This is a genomic window from Rhodospira trueperi (assembly GCF_900101965.1).
GTDB classification, from domain to species: Bacteria; Pseudomonadota; Alphaproteobacteria; order Rhodospirillales; family Rhodospirillaceae; genus Rhodospira; species Rhodospira trueperi.
On sequence record NZ_FNAP01000015.1, the window covers coordinates 16,823 to 33,358 of the forward strand.

16 protein-coding genes and 1 tRNA gene are annotated in these 16,536 nt (G+C 62.5%); 15 read left to right on the forward strand and 2 right to left on the reverse strand.

Going from position 1 to position 16,536, the window contains the following annotated elements:
• Positions 1–44: 44 nt before the first annotated feature.
• The gene (gene menC, locus BLS85_RS15870) at positions 45–1,157 is read left to right on the forward strand and encodes an o-succinylbenzoate synthase (protein WP_218128460.1); all 1,113 of its coding nucleotides are present in this window, start codon (positions 45–47) and stop codon (positions 1,155–1,157) included.
• Between the two features lie 283 nt (positions 1,158–1,440).
• Complete coding sequence (locus BLS85_RS19180; RefSeq protein WP_092787724.1) at positions 1,441–1,659, forward strand: hypothetical protein; 219 nt, start codon at positions 1,441–1,443, stop codon at positions 1,657–1,659.
• Between the two features lie 154 nt (positions 1,660–1,813).
• Here BLS85_RS19180 and BLS85_RS15880 read toward each other — a convergent pair whose 3' ends face one another.
• Positions 1,814–2,800 carry a 2-hydroxyacid dehydrogenase gene (locus BLS85_RS15880; protein ID WP_092787725.1) on the reverse strand — a complete coding sequence of 329 codons (987 nt, stop codon included), beginning with the start codon at positions 2,798–2,800 and terminating at the stop codon, positions 1,814–1,816.
• 278 nt (positions 2,801–3,078) lie between these two features.
• On the opposite strand from BLS85_RS15880, the gene BLS85_RS15885 reads away from it, so the two are divergent.
• On the forward strand, positions 3,079–3,558 hold the full coding sequence (locus BLS85_RS15885; protein ID WP_092787726.1) for an LEA/WHy family protein: 480 nt from the start codon (positions 3,079–3,081) through the stop codon (positions 3,556–3,558).
• Between the two features lie 24 nt (positions 3,559–3,582).
• Here BLS85_RS15885 and rnd read toward each other — a convergent pair whose 3' ends face one another.
• Entirely contained in the window at positions 3,583–4,770 is a 1,188-nt protein-coding gene (gene rnd, locus BLS85_RS15890; protein ID WP_092787727.1) for a ribonuclease D, read from the reverse strand.
• Positions 4,771–5,021: 251 nt separating this feature from the next.
• Between rnd and cimA the strand changes: the two genes are divergently transcribed.
• The 12 genes from cimA (at position 5,022) to BLS85_RS15950 (ending at position 16,522) form a co-directional block, all read left to right on the forward strand.
• On the forward strand, positions 5,022–6,641 hold the full coding sequence (cimA, locus tag BLS85_RS15895; RefSeq protein WP_092787728.1) for a citramalate synthase: 1,620 nt from the start codon (positions 5,022–5,024) through the stop codon (positions 6,639–6,641).
• 181 nt (positions 6,642–6,822) lie between these two features.
• Complete coding sequence (locus BLS85_RS15900) at positions 6,823–7,062, forward strand: hypothetical protein (RefSeq protein ID WP_143027226.1); 240 nt, start codon at positions 6,823–6,825, stop codon at positions 7,060–7,062.
• Positions 7,063–7,124: 62 nt separating this feature from the next.
• Positions 7,125–7,201, forward strand: a tRNA-Arg gene (locus tag BLS85_RS15905).
• Positions 7,202–7,417: 216 nt separating this feature from the next.
• Positions 7,418–7,894, forward strand: a complete 477-nt coding sequence (locus BLS85_RS15910) for a winged helix-turn-helix transcriptional regulator (RefSeq protein WP_092787730.1) — start codon at positions 7,418–7,420, stop codon at positions 7,892–7,894.
• Between the two features lie 276 nt (positions 7,895–8,170).
• Positions 8,171–9,118, forward strand: coding sequence for a Gfo/Idh/MocA family protein (locus BLS85_RS15915; RefSeq protein WP_092787731.1), 948 nt, complete (start codon positions 8,171–8,173; stop codon positions 9,116–9,118).
• Positions 9,115–9,705 carry an acyltransferase gene (locus BLS85_RS15920; RefSeq protein ID WP_092787732.1) on the forward strand — a complete coding sequence of 197 codons (591 nt, stop codon included), beginning with the start codon at positions 9,115–9,117 and terminating at the stop codon, positions 9,703–9,705. Before BLS85_RS15915 ends, BLS85_RS15920 begins: the two co-directional genes overlap by 4 nt.
• Positions 9,706–9,713: 8 nt before the next feature.
• Positions 9,714–10,808: a DegT/DnrJ/EryC1/StrS family aminotransferase gene (locus tag BLS85_RS15925; RefSeq protein ID WP_281242567.1), complete on the forward strand. Its 1,095-nt coding sequence runs from the start codon at positions 9,714–9,716 to the stop codon at positions 10,806–10,808.
• Positions 10,809–10,850: 42 nt separating this feature from the next.
• Complete coding sequence (locus BLS85_RS15930) at positions 10,851–11,852, forward strand: NAD-dependent epimerase/dehydratase family protein (RefSeq protein WP_092787734.1); 1,002 nt, start codon at positions 10,851–10,853, stop codon at positions 11,850–11,852.
• Between the two features lie 85 nt (positions 11,853–11,937).
• The gene (locus tag BLS85_RS15935) at positions 11,938–12,819 is read left to right on the forward strand and encodes an NAD-dependent epimerase/dehydratase family protein (protein WP_092787735.1); all 882 of its coding nucleotides are present in this window, start codon (positions 11,938–11,940) and stop codon (positions 12,817–12,819) included.
• Between the two features lie 43 nt (positions 12,820–12,862).
• Positions 12,863–14,761, forward strand: coding sequence for an asparagine synthase (glutamine-hydrolyzing) (asnB, locus tag BLS85_RS15940; protein WP_092787736.1), 1,899 nt, complete (start codon positions 12,863–12,865; stop codon positions 14,759–14,761).
• A complete protein-coding gene (locus BLS85_RS15945) occupies positions 14,754–15,758 on the forward strand; it encodes a lysylphosphatidylglycerol synthase transmembrane domain-containing protein (protein ID WP_092787737.1) in 1,005 nt (334 codons plus the stop codon). Before asnB ends, BLS85_RS15945 begins: the two co-directional genes overlap by 8 nt.
• A 5-nt stretch (positions 15,759–15,763) precedes the next feature.
• A complete protein-coding gene (locus tag BLS85_RS15950; protein ID WP_092787738.1) occupies positions 15,764–16,522 on the forward strand; it encodes a glycosyltransferase family 2 protein in 759 nt (252 codons plus the stop codon).
• The last annotated feature ends 14 nt before the right edge of the window (positions 16,523–16,536 follow it).

Sequence of the window (16,536 nt, forward strand, 5' to 3'; positions counted from 1 at the left end):
TGCGCGTGAAGTCTGTTCGTCTTTTTTTTTCACGGGAGGTGTGTGTGTACGCGAGCATCCGAATTGACGGCGCAACCCTGGAGCTTCTGAAGCTGCCCCTCGCCGGGCCGTTCACAGTGTCCACCGGAACGACCCACGAAAAGATTGTTCCGCTGCTGACTCTCCGAAGCGGCGGCCTGGAGGGATACGCGGAAGGCGTCGCCGATCCCCATCCGGAGTTTTTGGATGAAACGATCTCAGGGTCCGTCGCCCTGCTGCGCGAGACGCTTCTTCCCGGGATCATCGGCAAATCATTCGAAAACCCCTCGGCGCTCGAACGCGTGATGGCGGTCTGGCGCGGACACCAGATGACCAAGGCCATGATCGAGATGGCGTTCTGGGATCTGTGGGCGAAATCCCTCGGCATGCCGCTCAAGACGGCGCTAGGCGGCACCGGCGACCGCGTGGACGTCGGCGTGTCCCTGGGCATCGAAGCAATCCCCGAAACCGTCGAGAAGGCCCTTGAGCATGACGCCCTCGGGTACAAGCGGATCAAGCTGAAGATCCGGCCGAACCATGATCTCGACCTCGTCGCGGCGGTCCGGGTCGTCCTGCCCCATGCGCATATCAGCGTCGACGCCAACACGGCGTATAGCCTGTCCGATCTCCCGCTGCTCCAGAAACTGGACGACTTCGATCTCGACTACATCGAACAGCCGCTCGGCTATGACGACCTGCACGACCACGCGGTGCTTCAGTCCGTCCTGATGACCCCCGTTTGCCTGGACGAGAGCATCCGGTCGTCGGTGCAGGCCCGAAAGGCCCTACAGACCGGCGCCACGCGCGTCATCAACGTCAAGGTCGGCCGCGTCGGCGGCTATCAGGAAGCGCGCCGGATCCACGATCTCACGGCGGCCTGGGGCTTTCCCGTCTGGTGCGGCGGCATGCTGGAATCGGGCGTCGGGCGGGCCCACAACATCCACCTCGCCACCCTGCCGAACTTCTGCAGGCCGGGCGACACGTCGAGTTCGAGCCGCTACTTCGCCAAGGACATCATTCAGGAGCCCCTCGAAGCCGTCGACGGACAAATGCCCGTGCCGCCCGGTCCCGGCATCGGCGTCACGCTCGACCAACCGTTCATCCGGACGGTCAGCACGTATTCAGAGACATTCTGCTAGTCCCAATCACGCGCGTCGTCACGACCAGCCTGAAGAAAATTGTGAAAAACGATCACCGACCGAAGTCCGCCTGCGGCCAAAGAAACTGGCCGTGATGATACGGTGCCTTCGGGAGAGGGGGCGCCGTCCAGTTTTGGTGGCACAAGTCTCCGGCAAAAAACGTGGCGCATGGGCCTGTGTGGGCTTGAAAGTGGTAACGCTCCTGCGGTGATCCTGATTGGAGAATTGGTTTCGTTCACATGGCCCAGCCCCTCTCTGCTCTGAAAGAGACGGAGGACATGCCGTGGCACGCAGCAAGACCGGGGCTCTGGCCCCGATCCACGCGGATGCAGGGACCATCGACATCGGAGCCACCCTGCATATGGCGGCCGTGCCTCCCGACCGGGATCCAGATCCGGTGCGGGCGTTCGCGACGTTCACCGGAGACCTTCACCGTCTTGCCGAGTGGTTCACCCGATGCGGTGTCAGGACGGTGGCGATGGAGTCCACCGGCGTCTCCTGAGTCCCCGTCCACGAGATCCTTGAGCAGCAGGGGTTCAAACCCGTCATCGCCCTCCAGCCCCCATCATCGGCCATCATTGTCGGCGCCAGGAGGCCTGTCCGCGCGCTTGCGTCGCGCGGCGCAACACCGCGACATACGCCTCCGACCGCCCTTTTCACATCAGATTCGGCAGCACCCGATCCGGCGGACGATGGCCGTCGGCGAAAGCCTTGATGTTGACGATGACCTTCTCGCCCATGTCGATGCGCCCCTCGATGGTGGCCGAGCCCATGTGCGGGATGGCCACCACGTTGTCCATGCCCAACAGCTTGGGATTGACCGCCGGGGCCCGCTCGAACACGTCCAGGCCCGCCCCGGCGAGGTCCCCGGCCGACAGCATGCGCACCAGGGCGGTCTCGTCGATGACCTCGCCGCGCGCCGTGTTGACCACGTAGGCATGCCGCTGCAACAGCTTCAGGCGCCGCGCCGACAGCAGGTGGTAGGTCGCCGGCGTGTGCGGACAATGAACCGAAATCACATCCATGCGGGCGAGCATCTGGTCCAGGCTCTCCCAGTAGGTGGCCTCCAGTTCGGCCTCGATGTCAGGATGGACCGGGCGGCGGTTATGGTAATGGATGGCCATGCCGAAGCCGCGCGCGCGGCGAGCCACGGCCTGTCCGATGCGGCCCATGCCGACGATGCCCAGCCGCTTGCCCCAGATGCGGTGGCCCAGCATGTGGGTCGGGGACCATCCGGTCCAGCCGCCCGAATGCAGCAGACGCTCGCCTTCCACCAGGCGACGCGGCACGGCGAGGATCAGGGCCATGGTCATGTCGGCCGTATCCTCGGTCAGGACATCGGGCGTGTTGGTCACGGTGATGCCGCGCTGATGCGCGGTGCCGACATCGATATGGTCCACGCCGGTGCCGAAGTTGGCGATCAGCCGCAGTTGCGGCCCGGCCTGGGCCAGCACGGCGGCATCGAGGCGGTCGGTCACCGTCGGCACCAGGACGTCGGCCTCGGCCATGGCCCGGACCAGATCCTCCCGGCTGAAGGGCTGGTCATCCTCGTTGAGGCGCACGCGGAACAGTTCCGCCATACGGGTCTCGATCGCCTCGGGCAATTTGCGCGTCACCACGACAAGGGGCTTTGACGTCGGCATGCGGCCTTTCCTCTCCGGTTCGGTGGGGCGATTGGCGCGGGACCGGCGATTCGGTCGGACGCGGGGCGTCGGGTCAAGGTTAGTCGGGTCAAGGTTATCTGTATCCGCCGGCCGGGGCGCCTGTCCAGGAAGCAGCAGCGGCGGCACCGGATCCGGTGTCTTCACCCTGCCCGACCGGCACCCCAATTTGACCATGATGTAGGGATCACATAGGGGGCCTGTCCAGGCGGCACCGTTCACCACCGCACCGTCTGTTTGGACGCTCACAGGAGGATGCCATGTTGTCGCGCCGCGCCCTGGTCGCCCTCGCTCTCATGACGCCCTTGGCAGCCTGCGCCACCGCCCCGAGCGGGCTGGCGCCGCCGGATGTCGCCCTGCGCGACCTGCGTCTCGTCGGCGCCGGCCTGCTGCAACAGGATGTGGACCTGCTTCTGTCGGTGACCAATCCCAACAGCCGCGACATGCCGCTGAACGGACTGCGCGTGGCCCTGGATCTGAACGGCCAACCGCTTGCCAACGGATATTCGAACGCCTCGATGAAGGTCCCCCGGCTATCAACGGTCACGGTACCGGTGCGGGCCTCGATCAGTTCCCTCGATCTTGTGCGGCGGTTCATGGACCTGGGCACGCGCGGCGGCCTGGACTACGCGTTGCGGGGTGAGGCCCTGCTGGATTCCGTGGGCGACACGACCCTTCCGTTCGAAGCCTCGGGAACGCTGGACCTGACGGCCGACGCGCCCCCGCCTCGAACCCAATAGGACCGGGAGGCCCCGAACGCGGGTCTAACCGGCTGTTCCCCCATCGTCATCCGCAACCTCGACGTCCAGGGGTTCCACCCGGCGCCCGTCCTCGGAAACGGCCAGCGCCAGCCGCCCGTGCTTCAGCGCCAGCGCGGCGTCCCCGAACAGCTCCCGACGCCAGCCATCCAGCGCCGGCACGTCGGCCTCGTCATCGGCGGCGATGCGTTCCAGGTCGGCGCTGGAGGCCACCAGCTTCTGCGCCACGCCGGCGGCCTCGCACTTCATTTTCAGCAGCACCTTCAGCAGATCGATGATCGGCCCCAGCCCGTGCGGCAAGTCCTCACGGGCGGGCGGTTTGGGCAGATCGGCGATCGGCCGCGCGCGACCGCGCTCCAGCGCGTCCAGAATCTCGCGACCGTGCCGTCCCTCCGCCTGACCGCGCGACATGGACCGGACCTGAGCCAGGGCCTCGACCGTCTCTGGGTTCTGCGCGGCGATGTCCAGCAGCGCCTCGTCCCGCAGCACCCGCTGTCGCGGCAGGTCGCGGGCCTGGGCCTCGTGCTCGCGCCATGCGGCCAATTCGATGACGGCGGCCAGAAAGCGCTGCGACTTGCCGCGCAGCTTCATCCGCCGCCACGCCTGTTGCGGATCGGTTTCATAAGAGGCGGGATTGGTCAGGGCCTGCATTTCCTGGTCAAGCCAGCCGGCCCGGCCATTGGCGGACAACATCGCCGCCAGCTTCTCGTACACCACACGCAGGTGGGTGACGTCCGACAGAGCGTAGATCAGGTGCTTCTGTGATAGCGGCCGGCGCGCCCAGTCCGTGAAGCGCATGGTCTTGTCGACGCGCGCCTTGGCCAGCTTGCCGGCGAGCGTCTCGTAGCCCACCTGCTCTCCGAAACCGCAGACCATGGCCGCGATCTGGGTGTCGAACAACGGGCGCGGTAACTCGCCCAGCATTTGGTGAAAGATTTCCAGATCCTGCCGCGCCGCGTGGAAGACCTTGAGCACGCTCGTATCGCGCATCAGGTCCTTGAGCGGCTCAAGGTCGAGATCATCCGCCAGCGGATCAATGCAGACGGCGTCCTCCGATCCGGCAACCTGAACGAGGCAGAGCTGCGGCCAATAGGTCTTCTCGCGCATGAACTCGGTGTCCACGGCGATGAAGCGTTCTCCGCGCAACCGTTCCCGGAATGCGGCCAAGTCGTCAGATGTCTGTATCAGGGACATTCTTGCGTTCTATCCCGCAAGGCTCGTAAAGGCAAGATGCGGTCAGGGAAAAAACAATACCAGCCCGAAATGACCGTCTTTGATCTGACAGACGAGCCCGGTTCGCGCCCTCCCCATCCGTCATTGCGCCACCGCGCGCTCGTGGTGCATTGTCTCAGGCAATCGGCGACCGTCGGCGCGTGGAACATTGCCGCTCGCCCGTGGTTTTCGATTCCCCGCCCCAATGTCCCAACACGGCAGGATTGCCCCCCATGAGTTCCGCCCGCGTCCATCTGTTTGACAGCACCCTGCGCGACGGCGCGCAAACCCACGGCGTCGATTTCTCCACACCCGACAAAGCAGCCATCGCCGTGGCCCTGGACGCAATGGGCATTGACTACATCGAGGGCGGATGGCCCGGGGCCAATCCCACCGACGACGCCTTTTTCGCCGACCCGCCAAGTCTGGGTCGGGCGCGGCTGTGCGCCTTCGGCATGACGCGGCGTGCCGGACGCAGCGCCGACAACGATCCCGGCCTGCGCGCGCTGTTGGAGGCCAAGGCGCCTGTGGCCGTGCTGGTCGGCAAGAGCTGGGACTTCCAGTGCAAGGTCGCGCTGGGCGTGGAGCCGGGCGAGAACCTGCACATGATCGCCGACAGCATCGCCTTCATGAGCCGCGAGAAGGCCGAGGCGATGTACGACGCCGAGCACTTCTTCGACGGCTACAAGGCCAACCCGGCGTATGCGACCGCCACCGTCAAGGCGGCGCTGGAGGCCGGCGCCCGCTGGGCGGTGCTGTGCGATACCAACGGCGGAACCCTGGCGCACGAGATCGGCGAGATCATCACGGCCCTGGTGGCCGACGGCATCCCCGGGGACCGCCTGGGCATCCATGCCCATAACGATACCGGCAACGCGGTGGCCAATTCGCTGGCCGCCGTGCGCGCGGGCGCTCGTCAGGTGCAGGGCACCCTGAACGGCCTGGGCGAGCGCTGCGGCAACGCCAACCTCGTCTCCCTGATCCCCTCGCTGATGCTCAAGATGGATCTGGATGTGGGCCTGTCGCCGGAGCACCTGGTGAAGCTGACCGAGACCTCACGGGCGCTGGACGAGCGCCTGAACCGGGCGCCCGACCGCCGCGCGCCCTATGTCGGCGAGTCGGCATTCGCGCACAAGGGCGGGCTGCACGTCTCGGCGGTGGAAAAGGATCCGCGTTGCTATGAACACATCGACCCCGCGCTGGTGGGCAACAAGCGCCAGATCCTGGTGTCCGATCAGGCCGGGCGGTCCAATGTGCTGTCGCGCCTGCGGGAGATCGGGCTGACCGTCGATCCCGACGACCCCAAGATCGCCCGCGTCGTCGAGGAAGTGAAACTGCGCGAGTTCAAGGGCTATGCCTACGACGGCGCCGGCGCCTCGTTCGAACTGCTGGCGCGGCGGCTGCTGCACCGGGTGCCCGAGTATTTCCGCCTCACCAGTTTCCGCGTCATCGACGAGCGGCGCTGGAACGCCAAGGGCGAACTCATCACCCTGTCCGAGGCCACCATCAAGGCCGATATCGGCGGCGAGCATCACATGGCCGTGGCCGAGGGCAACGGCCCGGTCAACGCGCTGGACGCCGCGTTGCGCAAGGTGCTGGTGCCGGCCTATCCGCACCTCGCCGGGCTGCGGCTGGTGGACTACAAGGTGCGCATTCTGACGCCGGAGGCGGCCACGGCCGCCGTGACCCGCGTGCTCATCGAAAGTGCCGACAGAGCCGGGAACCGCTGGACCACGGTCGGGGTCTCACCCAACGTCATCGATGCCTCGTTCAACGCGCTGCACGATTCCATCACCTTCGCCCTGCTCGGCGCCAACGTGCCGGCAGCGGAGACCGCCACGGCGGCGGAATAGGACCGACCGGCACGAAATCCGGGTGCGGAATGCTGGTCAGGGAGACCGACGGGACGTATATCAACGGTGATCCCGCCGTGCAGGCGGAGCCCGGCAAGCGGCTGGACAAGGGCGCCGTCGAGCACGACAGATCGGGAGCCGCGCGGGCGACGTGCGGACCGACATCGGAATGGGCAACGAGATGAGCGACCATCCTGAGTCCCAGACGGACAGCCGGGAGTCCGCCGGCAGGCGGCAGCCGATTGTTCTCGGCCGCATCGTGGCCATCCTAACCGCCGCGGCGATGCCGTTCTGCGGGTACGCCATCTATCTGGACAGCCCCTATGTTTCCGGGCTGGGCGTCGTTGTCGCCCTGTCGCTGGTGGGGTTGAGTCTGGCACTGTGTCTGCTGATGATCGCGAATATCGCCGAGAAGCGCTGACGCCCGCCCCCCGCTGGCCCACCTTTCCTTCCTCCGAGACTTTTGCTAGGGACAATGCTCAGGGCCCCGTAGCTCAACTGGATAGAGCAGCGGACTTCTAATCCGCAGGCTGCAGGTTCGAACCCTGCCGGGGTCGCCATCCCCTCGGATCAACAGTCCGGTCTCATGGGGGTATTGAGGATGTTGGGTCATGGCCACCGACGTCGCCGACCCTCATCGATTTTTGGGATTGAGCCATCGGCTCAGGTCCACGGTCTTCACCCGGGGCATGAGGGCCGGTTCAGCATGACCCCTGGCAGGACAACGGATTGGCCGTGGTTGACACACACGGGCCCGGGGCTTACACGTTCATGCCATGAACGCGAGAGGCGCCACGACTGCGGCTGGATCGGCGGCCGACACTGATCTCACCCTCAGGCTGTTGCGGGCGATCGAGGATGATCCTCGTCAGTCCCAGCGGAGCCTCGCGGCCCGGCTGGGCATTGCGGTGGGCCTGACGAACGCGGTCCTGAAGCGGGCCGCCGCAAAGGGCTTGGTCAAGGTCGGCACGGCGCCGGCGCGGCGGTATGCCTACTACCTGACGCCCCAGGGGTTCGCCGAGAAGTCTCGCCTGACTCTTCAGTATCTGGAGCATTCGCTCACGGTCATTCGCGACGCGCGCGAAGCCTTCGCGGCCGAATTCGTGGCCTGCCAGCGCCAGGGCTGGACCCGGGTCGCCCTTCTGGGAGGCGGCGAAACGTCTGGCAGAGGGCGGGTCACGGCGCTCTGGAACCTGCTGGGCCGCCAGATTCGCGTGACCACGCACCACCGCGCCGTCCGTCGGGTTGGCTGACTCCCCGCGCCCTTGGCGGCGGGCGGGGCGCGCCGCGTGGGCGGCGCAGATCTGTTCCATTGACCTCCGGGTGCTTTCACCCGGAGTGCGGTAGCTATTCAAGCACCTTGTTTCGGCAACCGAGCGGAACTCCCAAACGATCCGGGACGGATCGCAACGAGCATTTGCCTCACGACCAAATGGCTCGGGCGCGTCAACCGCGCGCTTTCCTGACGTTCCCGTTGCCGCGCGGTCATTTGCACACGCCATGAAAAGACTCTCGAGGACAATGGCACGATGAAGCGCTTCGCCTTGATTGGGGCCGCAGGCTATATCGCTCCGCGCCATATGGGCGCGATCCGTGAGACCGGAAATACGTTGGTCGCCGCGCTTGATCCCAACGATTCGGTCGGCATCATCGACAGCTATTTTCCCGAGGCGGACTTTTTCACGGAATTCGAGCGCTTCGACCGCCACGTTGACAAGCTGCGGCGCCAAGGCCACGGCATCGACTTCGTTTCGATCTGTTCACCCAACTATCTGCACGACAGTCACATGCGTTTCGCGTTGCGCTCCGGCGCGGATGCGATCTGCGAAAAACCCCTGGTCCTGAATCCCTGGAACATCGACGGCCTTCAGGAAATCGAGCAGGACACCGGCCGGCGTGTGAACACGATCCTCCAACTCAGGGTTCACCCAGCCATCTTCGGTTTGCGGGACCAAGTTTCGGCGGAAACCGCCGCACGTAAACACGAGGTGGACCTGACGTACATCACCTCACGGGGGCACTGGTACCACCAAAGCTGGAAGGGCGACGTCAAGAAATCCGGCGGCATTGCCACCAACATTGGCGTTCATTTCTTTGACATGCTTCACTTCATTTTCGGAAACCTGCAGGAGAACCGCGTTCATCTGCGGGAGGACTCGCGCGCCGCAGGATACCTGGAGTACGAGCGAGCCCGGGTGCGATGGTTCCTCTCTCTCAATGTCGAAGACGTTCCAGAAGCGCCGCGCGCCAACGGCCAGCGCACCTATCGGTCGATTACGGTCGATGGCGAGGAGATAGAGTTTTCGGGCGGGTTCGCCGATCTACACACGCGGTCCTACGAGGAGATCCTGGCCGGAAACGGTTTCGGGCTGGAGGAAAACCGCGTGGCGATCGAAACGGTCGCGCACATCCGTTCAACGCCGCTGTCGGCGATGGGAGACGAGACGCACCCCCGTGCCCGACGTGTCCACCCGTGACCTATAGCATTCACCCCAGCGCCATCGTCGATGACGGCGCCGAAATCGGCGACGGAAGCCGCGTCTGGCACTTCGTGCATGTCTGCGGCGGGGCGCGGATCGGCAGCGAGGTCTCGCTGGGGCAGAACGTCTTTGTGGGCAACACGGTCGTGATCGGCGACCGGTGCAAGATTCAGAATAACGTCAGCCTATATGACAACGTGACCCTGGAAGACGGCGTATTCTGCGGCCCCTCCATGGTGTTCACCAACGTGCGCAACCCGCGCGCCCTGGTCCAGCGCAAGGACGAGTACCGCGACACCCTCGTCCGCCACGGCGCCACGCTGGGGGCGAACTGCACGGTCGTTTGTGGCGTGACCATCGGACGTTTCGCCTTTGTCGGCGCCGGCGCGGTGGTAACCCGCGACGTGCCTGACTTCGCTCTGGTGGTCGGCACACCGGCACGGCGGATCGGCTGGATGAGTGCCCACGGCGAGCGCCTGGATCTGCCGATCGAGGGCGAGGGCGAGGCGATCTGCCCGGCCACCGGGCTGCGCTATGCCCTGCGCGGCGACACGGTAACCTGGAACGACGAGGCGGCAGGATGATTCCCTTCGTGGATCTCGCCGCCCAACAGGACCGCCTGAGGCCGGAGATCGAGGCCGGCATCGCCCGTGTTCTGGCCCATGGCCAGTACATCCTGGGCCCCGAGGTCACCGCTTTGGAAGAGCGCTTGGCCGCCTACACCGGGGCCACGCACTGCGTCACCTGCGCCAACGGCACGGATGCCCTGCAAATTGCCCTGATGGCCGTGGGCGTGGGACCGGGCGACGAGGTCATCTGTCCGGGGTTTTCTTTTATCGCCACCGCCGAGACGGCGGCTGTGCTGGGGGCGCGGCCGGTCTATGTCGATATCGACCCGGTGACCTACACCATGGACCCGGGCCGGCTGGCGGCAGCCATCACGCCGCGAACGAAAGCCATCCTTCCGGTTTCGCTCTATGGCCAACCGGCCGACTTCAACGCCATTAACGCCGTCGCCGCCCGCCACGGCGTGCCGGTCATCGAGGACGGCGCGCAGAGCTTCGGCGCGTCCTACAAGGGGCGCCGGTCCTGCAATCTCTCGCTGATCGGCTGCACCAGCTTTTTTCCGTCCAAGCCGTTGGGATGTTACGGCGACGGCGGCGCCATGTTCACCTCCGACCCCGAGCTTGCCAAGGTCCTCCGACAGATCGCCCGCCACGGTCAGGACCGCCGCTATCATCACCTCCGCGTCGGGGTGAACTCCCGTCTCGACACCCTCCAGGCCGCGATTCTTCTACCCAAGCTAGCTGTGCTGGATGACGAAATCTCCGCACGGCAGCGCCTGGCGGACGCCTATGACGCGGCGCTGACCCCGCTTTGCGTGACCACGCCGCAGATCCTGGAGGACCGGCGCAGCGCCTGGGCGCAGTACACCATCCGGGTGACCAACCGTGAAGTGGCCCAGGCCGCCCTGAAGGACGCGGGCATCCCGACGGCCGTTCATTATCCCGTGCCGCTGAACCGACAGCCCGCCGTCGCCGACCCGACCGCGGATTTGCCCGAAGGCGACCAGGCGGCCGATCAGGTCCTTTGCCTGCCGATGCATCCATATATGGAACAGCCTGTGTTCCAGAACGTTGTCGATGCTCTTGTGAAGGCCTGCGCCCAACATGACGGATCGCCTTAGGGTCAGATCGGATGTTCGAACGAAAGCAACATGAGGACTGGGATGGACCTGACGGGAAAACGTGTCGTTGTCATCGGCGGCGCCGGGCTAATCGGCTCGCATACGGTGGATCAACTCACCCGAGAAGACGTCAAGGAAATTGTCATCTTCGACAATTTCTTGCGCGGCTCGATGGGAAATCTAACCGAAGCCCTTAAAGACCCTCGCGTCAAGCTTTTTGAAGCGGGCGGCGATATCACCAAGACAGATATTGTTGCCAGCGCTCTGAAAGAAGGGGACGCAGTCTTTCATTTTGCGGCACTATGGCTCTTACACTGCCATGACTACCCGCGCTCGGCTTTCGAGGTCAACGTTGCGGGTACCTTCAACGTCATGGAAGCCTGCGTTCAACAAGGAGTAGAGCGCCTCGTCTATTCCTCGTCAGCCTCGGTGTACGGCGACGCCCTTCAAGAACCGATGACGGAAGATCACCCCTTCAACAACAAGAACTTCTACGGAGCAACCAAAATCTGCGGCGAAGCTATGTTGCGCGCCTTCCATCACCGATATGGGTTGAATTACGTCGGGCTTCGCTACATGAACGTTTACGGTCCGCGCCAGGATTACGAGGGTGCCTATATCGCCGTTATCATGAAGATGCTCGACGCCATTGATCAAGGCTCTGGCCCCACGGTCTTCGGCGATGGGTCTGAGGCGTTCGACTTCGTTGCGGTTGAGGACTGCGCGAAGGCCAATATCTGTGCGATGAAAGCCGATGTCGTCGACGAGTTCTATAACGTGGGCACCGGACAGCGGACCTCGCTGCGCGAAATTGCCGAAAAACTTGTCGCCCTTACAGGTACGACTCAGGACATCAACTACGCCCCGCGCAGTCAGGCGACGCTCGTGCGCAACCGCATCGGCTGCCCAAAGAAGGCAGCGAAGGACATCGGGTTCAGGGCCGAAGTCGGCCTTGACGAAGGGCTGAGGCGCCTTATCGCTTGGCGCGCGGCCCACAAAGGCGAGGTCGAACGCCGGCGCGGCAACGCCAGCCTGCCGGGCTGACCGGTCAGGGCAAGGGGCGCCAAGGTGAAGGGGCCTTTTCAATCGGTCGCTTGGCCGACCGCCATAAGCCGGCCCAGAGGACGACATGGCTAAGCCAATTCTTGTGACAGGAGCCGGTGGGCTGCTTGGCGACGCATTGGTGCGTCTCCTCGCGGACAGAGGCGATGCTGTTCATGCCTTGGTTCATCGGACCCGGCCCGATTTCCCGGCGTCGGTGACGGTGCATCACGTTGATCTGGCGCGCGCACCGCTTGACCTTCCAAGGGTCGAACCCGAATGCATTTTTCACCTTGCGCAATCACCGCACTACACCAGCTTTCCACAAGGTGCCAACGACGTCTTCATGGTCAACACCTGGGCGACGCAGGCGCTATTGGATTTTGCCGCGAGCCGCAACTGCTCACGGTTCGTTCTGGCCTCGTCGGGCGGCGTCTATGCCCCATCGCCAAGCCCCGTCTGCGAGGACGGTCAACTTGCCTCCGCCTGGACTCAGAACCACTACGTCGCGACCAAACTGGCGGCCGAAACGTTGGCACAGGCGTATCGCGACAAACTGGCTGTCTCGATTCTGCGGGTGTTCTTCTGTTACGGATCGCGCCAACGGGATACCATGCTGATTCCCCGTTTGATCAACAGCGTGCGCGATGGCAAACCAATCCACCTTCAGGGCCCGTCAGGACTATCCCTGAACCCCGTTCACGTGGACGACGCGGCCGAGGCCTTTGCCGCGACCCGATCCGCGGTCGGCCATCAGACGGTCAATGTTGCCGGCCCACAGGCCATTGACTTGCGGACCCTGGGGGGGGTGATCGGCGAGTGTGTCGGGCGCGTTCCGTCGTTTGAGGAGCGTCCAGGGCCGTCACCGCACCTGATCGCAGATATATCGAAGATGCAGGCCGAGCTCGCGCCACCAAGACTCGGCATCGCGGAAGGTTTGGCAGAGGTTATACAGAACACTCCACAATAATACCTTTCCGCAATCACATTAACTCAGGAATCAACAGGAAGTTATGTGCGGCCTAGCTGGCATTCTGAATTTCGACGGTGCGCCTGCATCCGAAACCGCCCTTAAGGCGATGACGGATATTATTGCCCACCGCGGGCCCGACGATTCCGGCAGCTTCATCGACGGCGCCCTGGGTCTCGGACATCGACGCTTGGCGATCATCGACCTGAGCCCCAGCGGCCATCAGCCTATGGTGAGCGCCTGCGGCCGCTTCGTGTTGGCCTACAATGGCGAACTCTACAACGCTTCCCCCCTGCGCGCCGCGTTGGAACGCAAAGGGCATCGTTTCTGCGGTCACAGCGACACCGAGGTCGTTCTGAACGCCTTGGTGGAATGGGGCCCCGATGCCCTGAAACGCTTCAATGCCATGTTCGCTCTGGCGCTCTGGGACCGAAGGGAAAAGACCCTCATACTCGCGCGAGATCGATACGGCATTAAGCCGTTGTATTTTACTGTCACAAACGGATCCTTGCTTTTTGGATCCGAAATCAAATCAATGCTGATGCACCCTGGCTTTTCTATCGCCCTAAACTATCCCTCTCTCTTGGAGTACTTTACGTTTCAGAACATTTTTACAGACAACACTCTGTTCAAGGGGGTCAAACTCCTGCCAGCGGGGACATGGGCACAGTTCAAAGCCGATGGGTCTGTGATCGACGAACGGCACACGTTCTGGGACTTCCAGTTCTTTGAGACCGATACCCTACGAACCGAAGAAGATTATCTCGAAGAATTGGACGAACTTTTTCACCAAGCGGTAAATCGACAGCTTGTTTCTGATGTCGAGGTGGGAAGCTACCTCAGTGGCGGAATGGATTCCGGTTCGATTACAGCGCTTGCCACGAGGAGCAACCCAAACCTTAAGACTTTTACCTGCGGCTTCGACATGACGTCAGCCTCTGGCATTGAGCTGTCGTTCGACGAGCGACAGAACGCCGAGCGGATGTCTTATCTGTTCGGAACAGAGCAATACGAGGTTATCCTTAAAGGCGGGGATATGGCCCGGATTATGCCTTCGCTGATCTGGCACCTGGAAGATCCCCGCATTGGACAAAGCTATCCAAATGCCTTTGCCGCGAGACTGGCCAGCAAGTTTGTCAAGGTGGTGTTGTCGGGAGCCGGTGGCGATGAAATATTTGCGGGATACCCTTGGCGTTATTACCGAGCATCAACCGCGACCGATTTTGACGACTACATCGATAAATACTACGTGTTTTGGCAGCGATTGATCCCAAATCGGCTCGTAAAAAGTTTGTTTGCTCCCGTGGCAAATGAAGTTGAGGGTGTGTGGACGCGCAATATATTTAGAGACGTCTTCCTGTCCCACGCCAACGACCTAAACACCCCGGAAGATTTCATCAATCACTCCTTGTACTTTGAGGCAAAAACATTCCTCCATGGCCTTCTTCTCATGGAAGATAAGTTGAGCATGGCGCATTCGCTTGAGACGCGCGTACCGTTCTTGGACAATGACCTCGTGGACTTCGGCATGCGTGTGCCGACACGGTTCAAGCTCGCGAACCTGCAAGACGTTCTGAAAATGAACGAAAACGAGGTCGGGGATAAGGGCTCCATGTACTTCCAGAGAACGCGAGACGGCAAACTGATCCTGCGCAAGATGATGTCACGACACATTCCCAATGAAATAACAGATCGGGCCAAGCAAGGCTTCTCCGGTCCGGACGGCAGTTGGTTCAAGGGTGACAGTATAGACTATGTTCGCGACACGCTCTGCAGGCCCGATGCGGAAATTTACAATGTGATGGATTATTCCGTTGTTAAGGACTTGATCGAGGAACATCTGAGCGGCAAGACCAACCGGCGTCTTCTGATATGGTCTCTTCTATCTTTTGAAACATGGTGTCGCATGTTCCTCAAGGGAGGCTACGAGGCATATGCCTGAGATCGCCGCCCCGCCGCCGCCGAAGCGGGATCGATCATCGACCTGGGGCCGCAAGGGTCTCGCGGTGCTGTGGCGCCTGGGCCTCTCTGTTCTGATCGTTGGCGTTCTTCTGCACTTCGTCGACTGGGACCGGATGGTCGCCGCGGCGCTTGACCTTGAGCCTTGGCGGTTGACCGCGGCGGCGGCCGGGCTGATCGCGCTTTCGCTGGCCGGCGCCGTACGCTGGTGGGGTCTTCTTAGGTTGAGGGGCTATGGCGCCACACTGTTATGGGTGATGCGGGTGCGTCTGATTGCTCAGGGCCTGAGCGTGGCCCTGCCGGGCGGGGTCGCGGGTGACATTTTGTCCGTGTTCTACGTCACAGAATACCCGAAAAGGACGGCCTCGCACACGCTGGGCACGGTCTTCGCCGACCGCGTTCTCGGTCTGGCGGCGATTGTGGCGACCTGCGCCGCCGCCGTCGCCACCGACCCGCTGGTGGCCGCCGTCCTGGGCGACGTCGCATTCAGCTTCGGCGGTTACCTGCCCTATGCCGCCGGAGGGGCTTTCGCGGCAATTCTGGTCATGATTCTTCTGGGGCGTCGCTTCGCGCGACGCTTTTACCTCGCGGCCGCCAACGCCGTTCGGATGCTGGCCGGGTACCGCCACCATGTCTGGGCCATGCTGGCCTTGCTCGGATACAGCATCATTTTACATTTGGCTGTGTGCGTTCTGGTTTGGTGGGTTGGGCGTGACCTCGGGCCGGTTGATTTGTGGTCGGTGGTGATGGCCGTCTCACTGACCATGCTGCTGTCGATTCTGCCGGTCTCCTATAACGGCTTGGGCATTCGCGAGGCGACGTTCCTGCTCTTCCTGGTTCACTCAGGGTTCCCCAGTGAAGCGGCCATCGTGTTGTCACTGGTCTGGTTGGCGCTTACGGTCACGTCGTTGGGGGCTGTCGGCGCATTGGCGGCCGCTTTCACACCGGCCCCTGACACTTCAAGAAAACTTAGGCATTAAGACACATGATCAATGCGACACCTCAGGAAAGCTGTCCCGCGCCGGCTCTCAGCGTCGTCGTTCCGGCTTACAATGAGGCGGAAAACCTGCGGCCGGTTATAGAGGAAACACTTAAAAAACTGAAAGATTCACCGGATCTACCATCTTTTGAAATAATTATTGTTGACGACGGCAGCACTGATGAGACGGCTTTTGTTGCTGAATATCTTGAGAGACAGCACCCAGAAGTTATGATTCGGAAACACCGTAATAATCAGGGCTATGGCAGCGCCCTAAACACTGGATACTCTGTATCTTCCGGCAGCTTTGTTACCACCCTTCCTGCCGATGGTGAAATTCCTCCAAGCGAGGCGCTGAGGCTGTACGCCCTACGGAGACAGGCAGACGTCATAACAAGTTCACGCTCGGCCGAAGACCCTACCATCGAACAAACTGTCCGCCCGCTGTCGCGTCGCTTCCTAAGCGCCGGACTTCGCTATTTGAGTATATTTGTTCTTGGGGTAGACCCCGTGGGCAAAGAGGGGCCGCTTCTGCTTCGTGGTGACTTGGCCCGGGGCACCGAACTCTGGTCAAGAACGGGGCTGGTGCAAATTGAGCTTATCCTCAAATGCCGAAAAAAGGGGTGTAGCTTTGGGTCCGGTCAAATTTTTTTCCGAAGAAGATTGAGCGGTTCTTCAAAAGTTGCCAATTTGCGGACCATAATACTGTATCTCCTTGAGATGTTAAAAGTAAAGGCAATGCTATTGCTTAATAAACCATTCTGACCTTTGTCGATTCC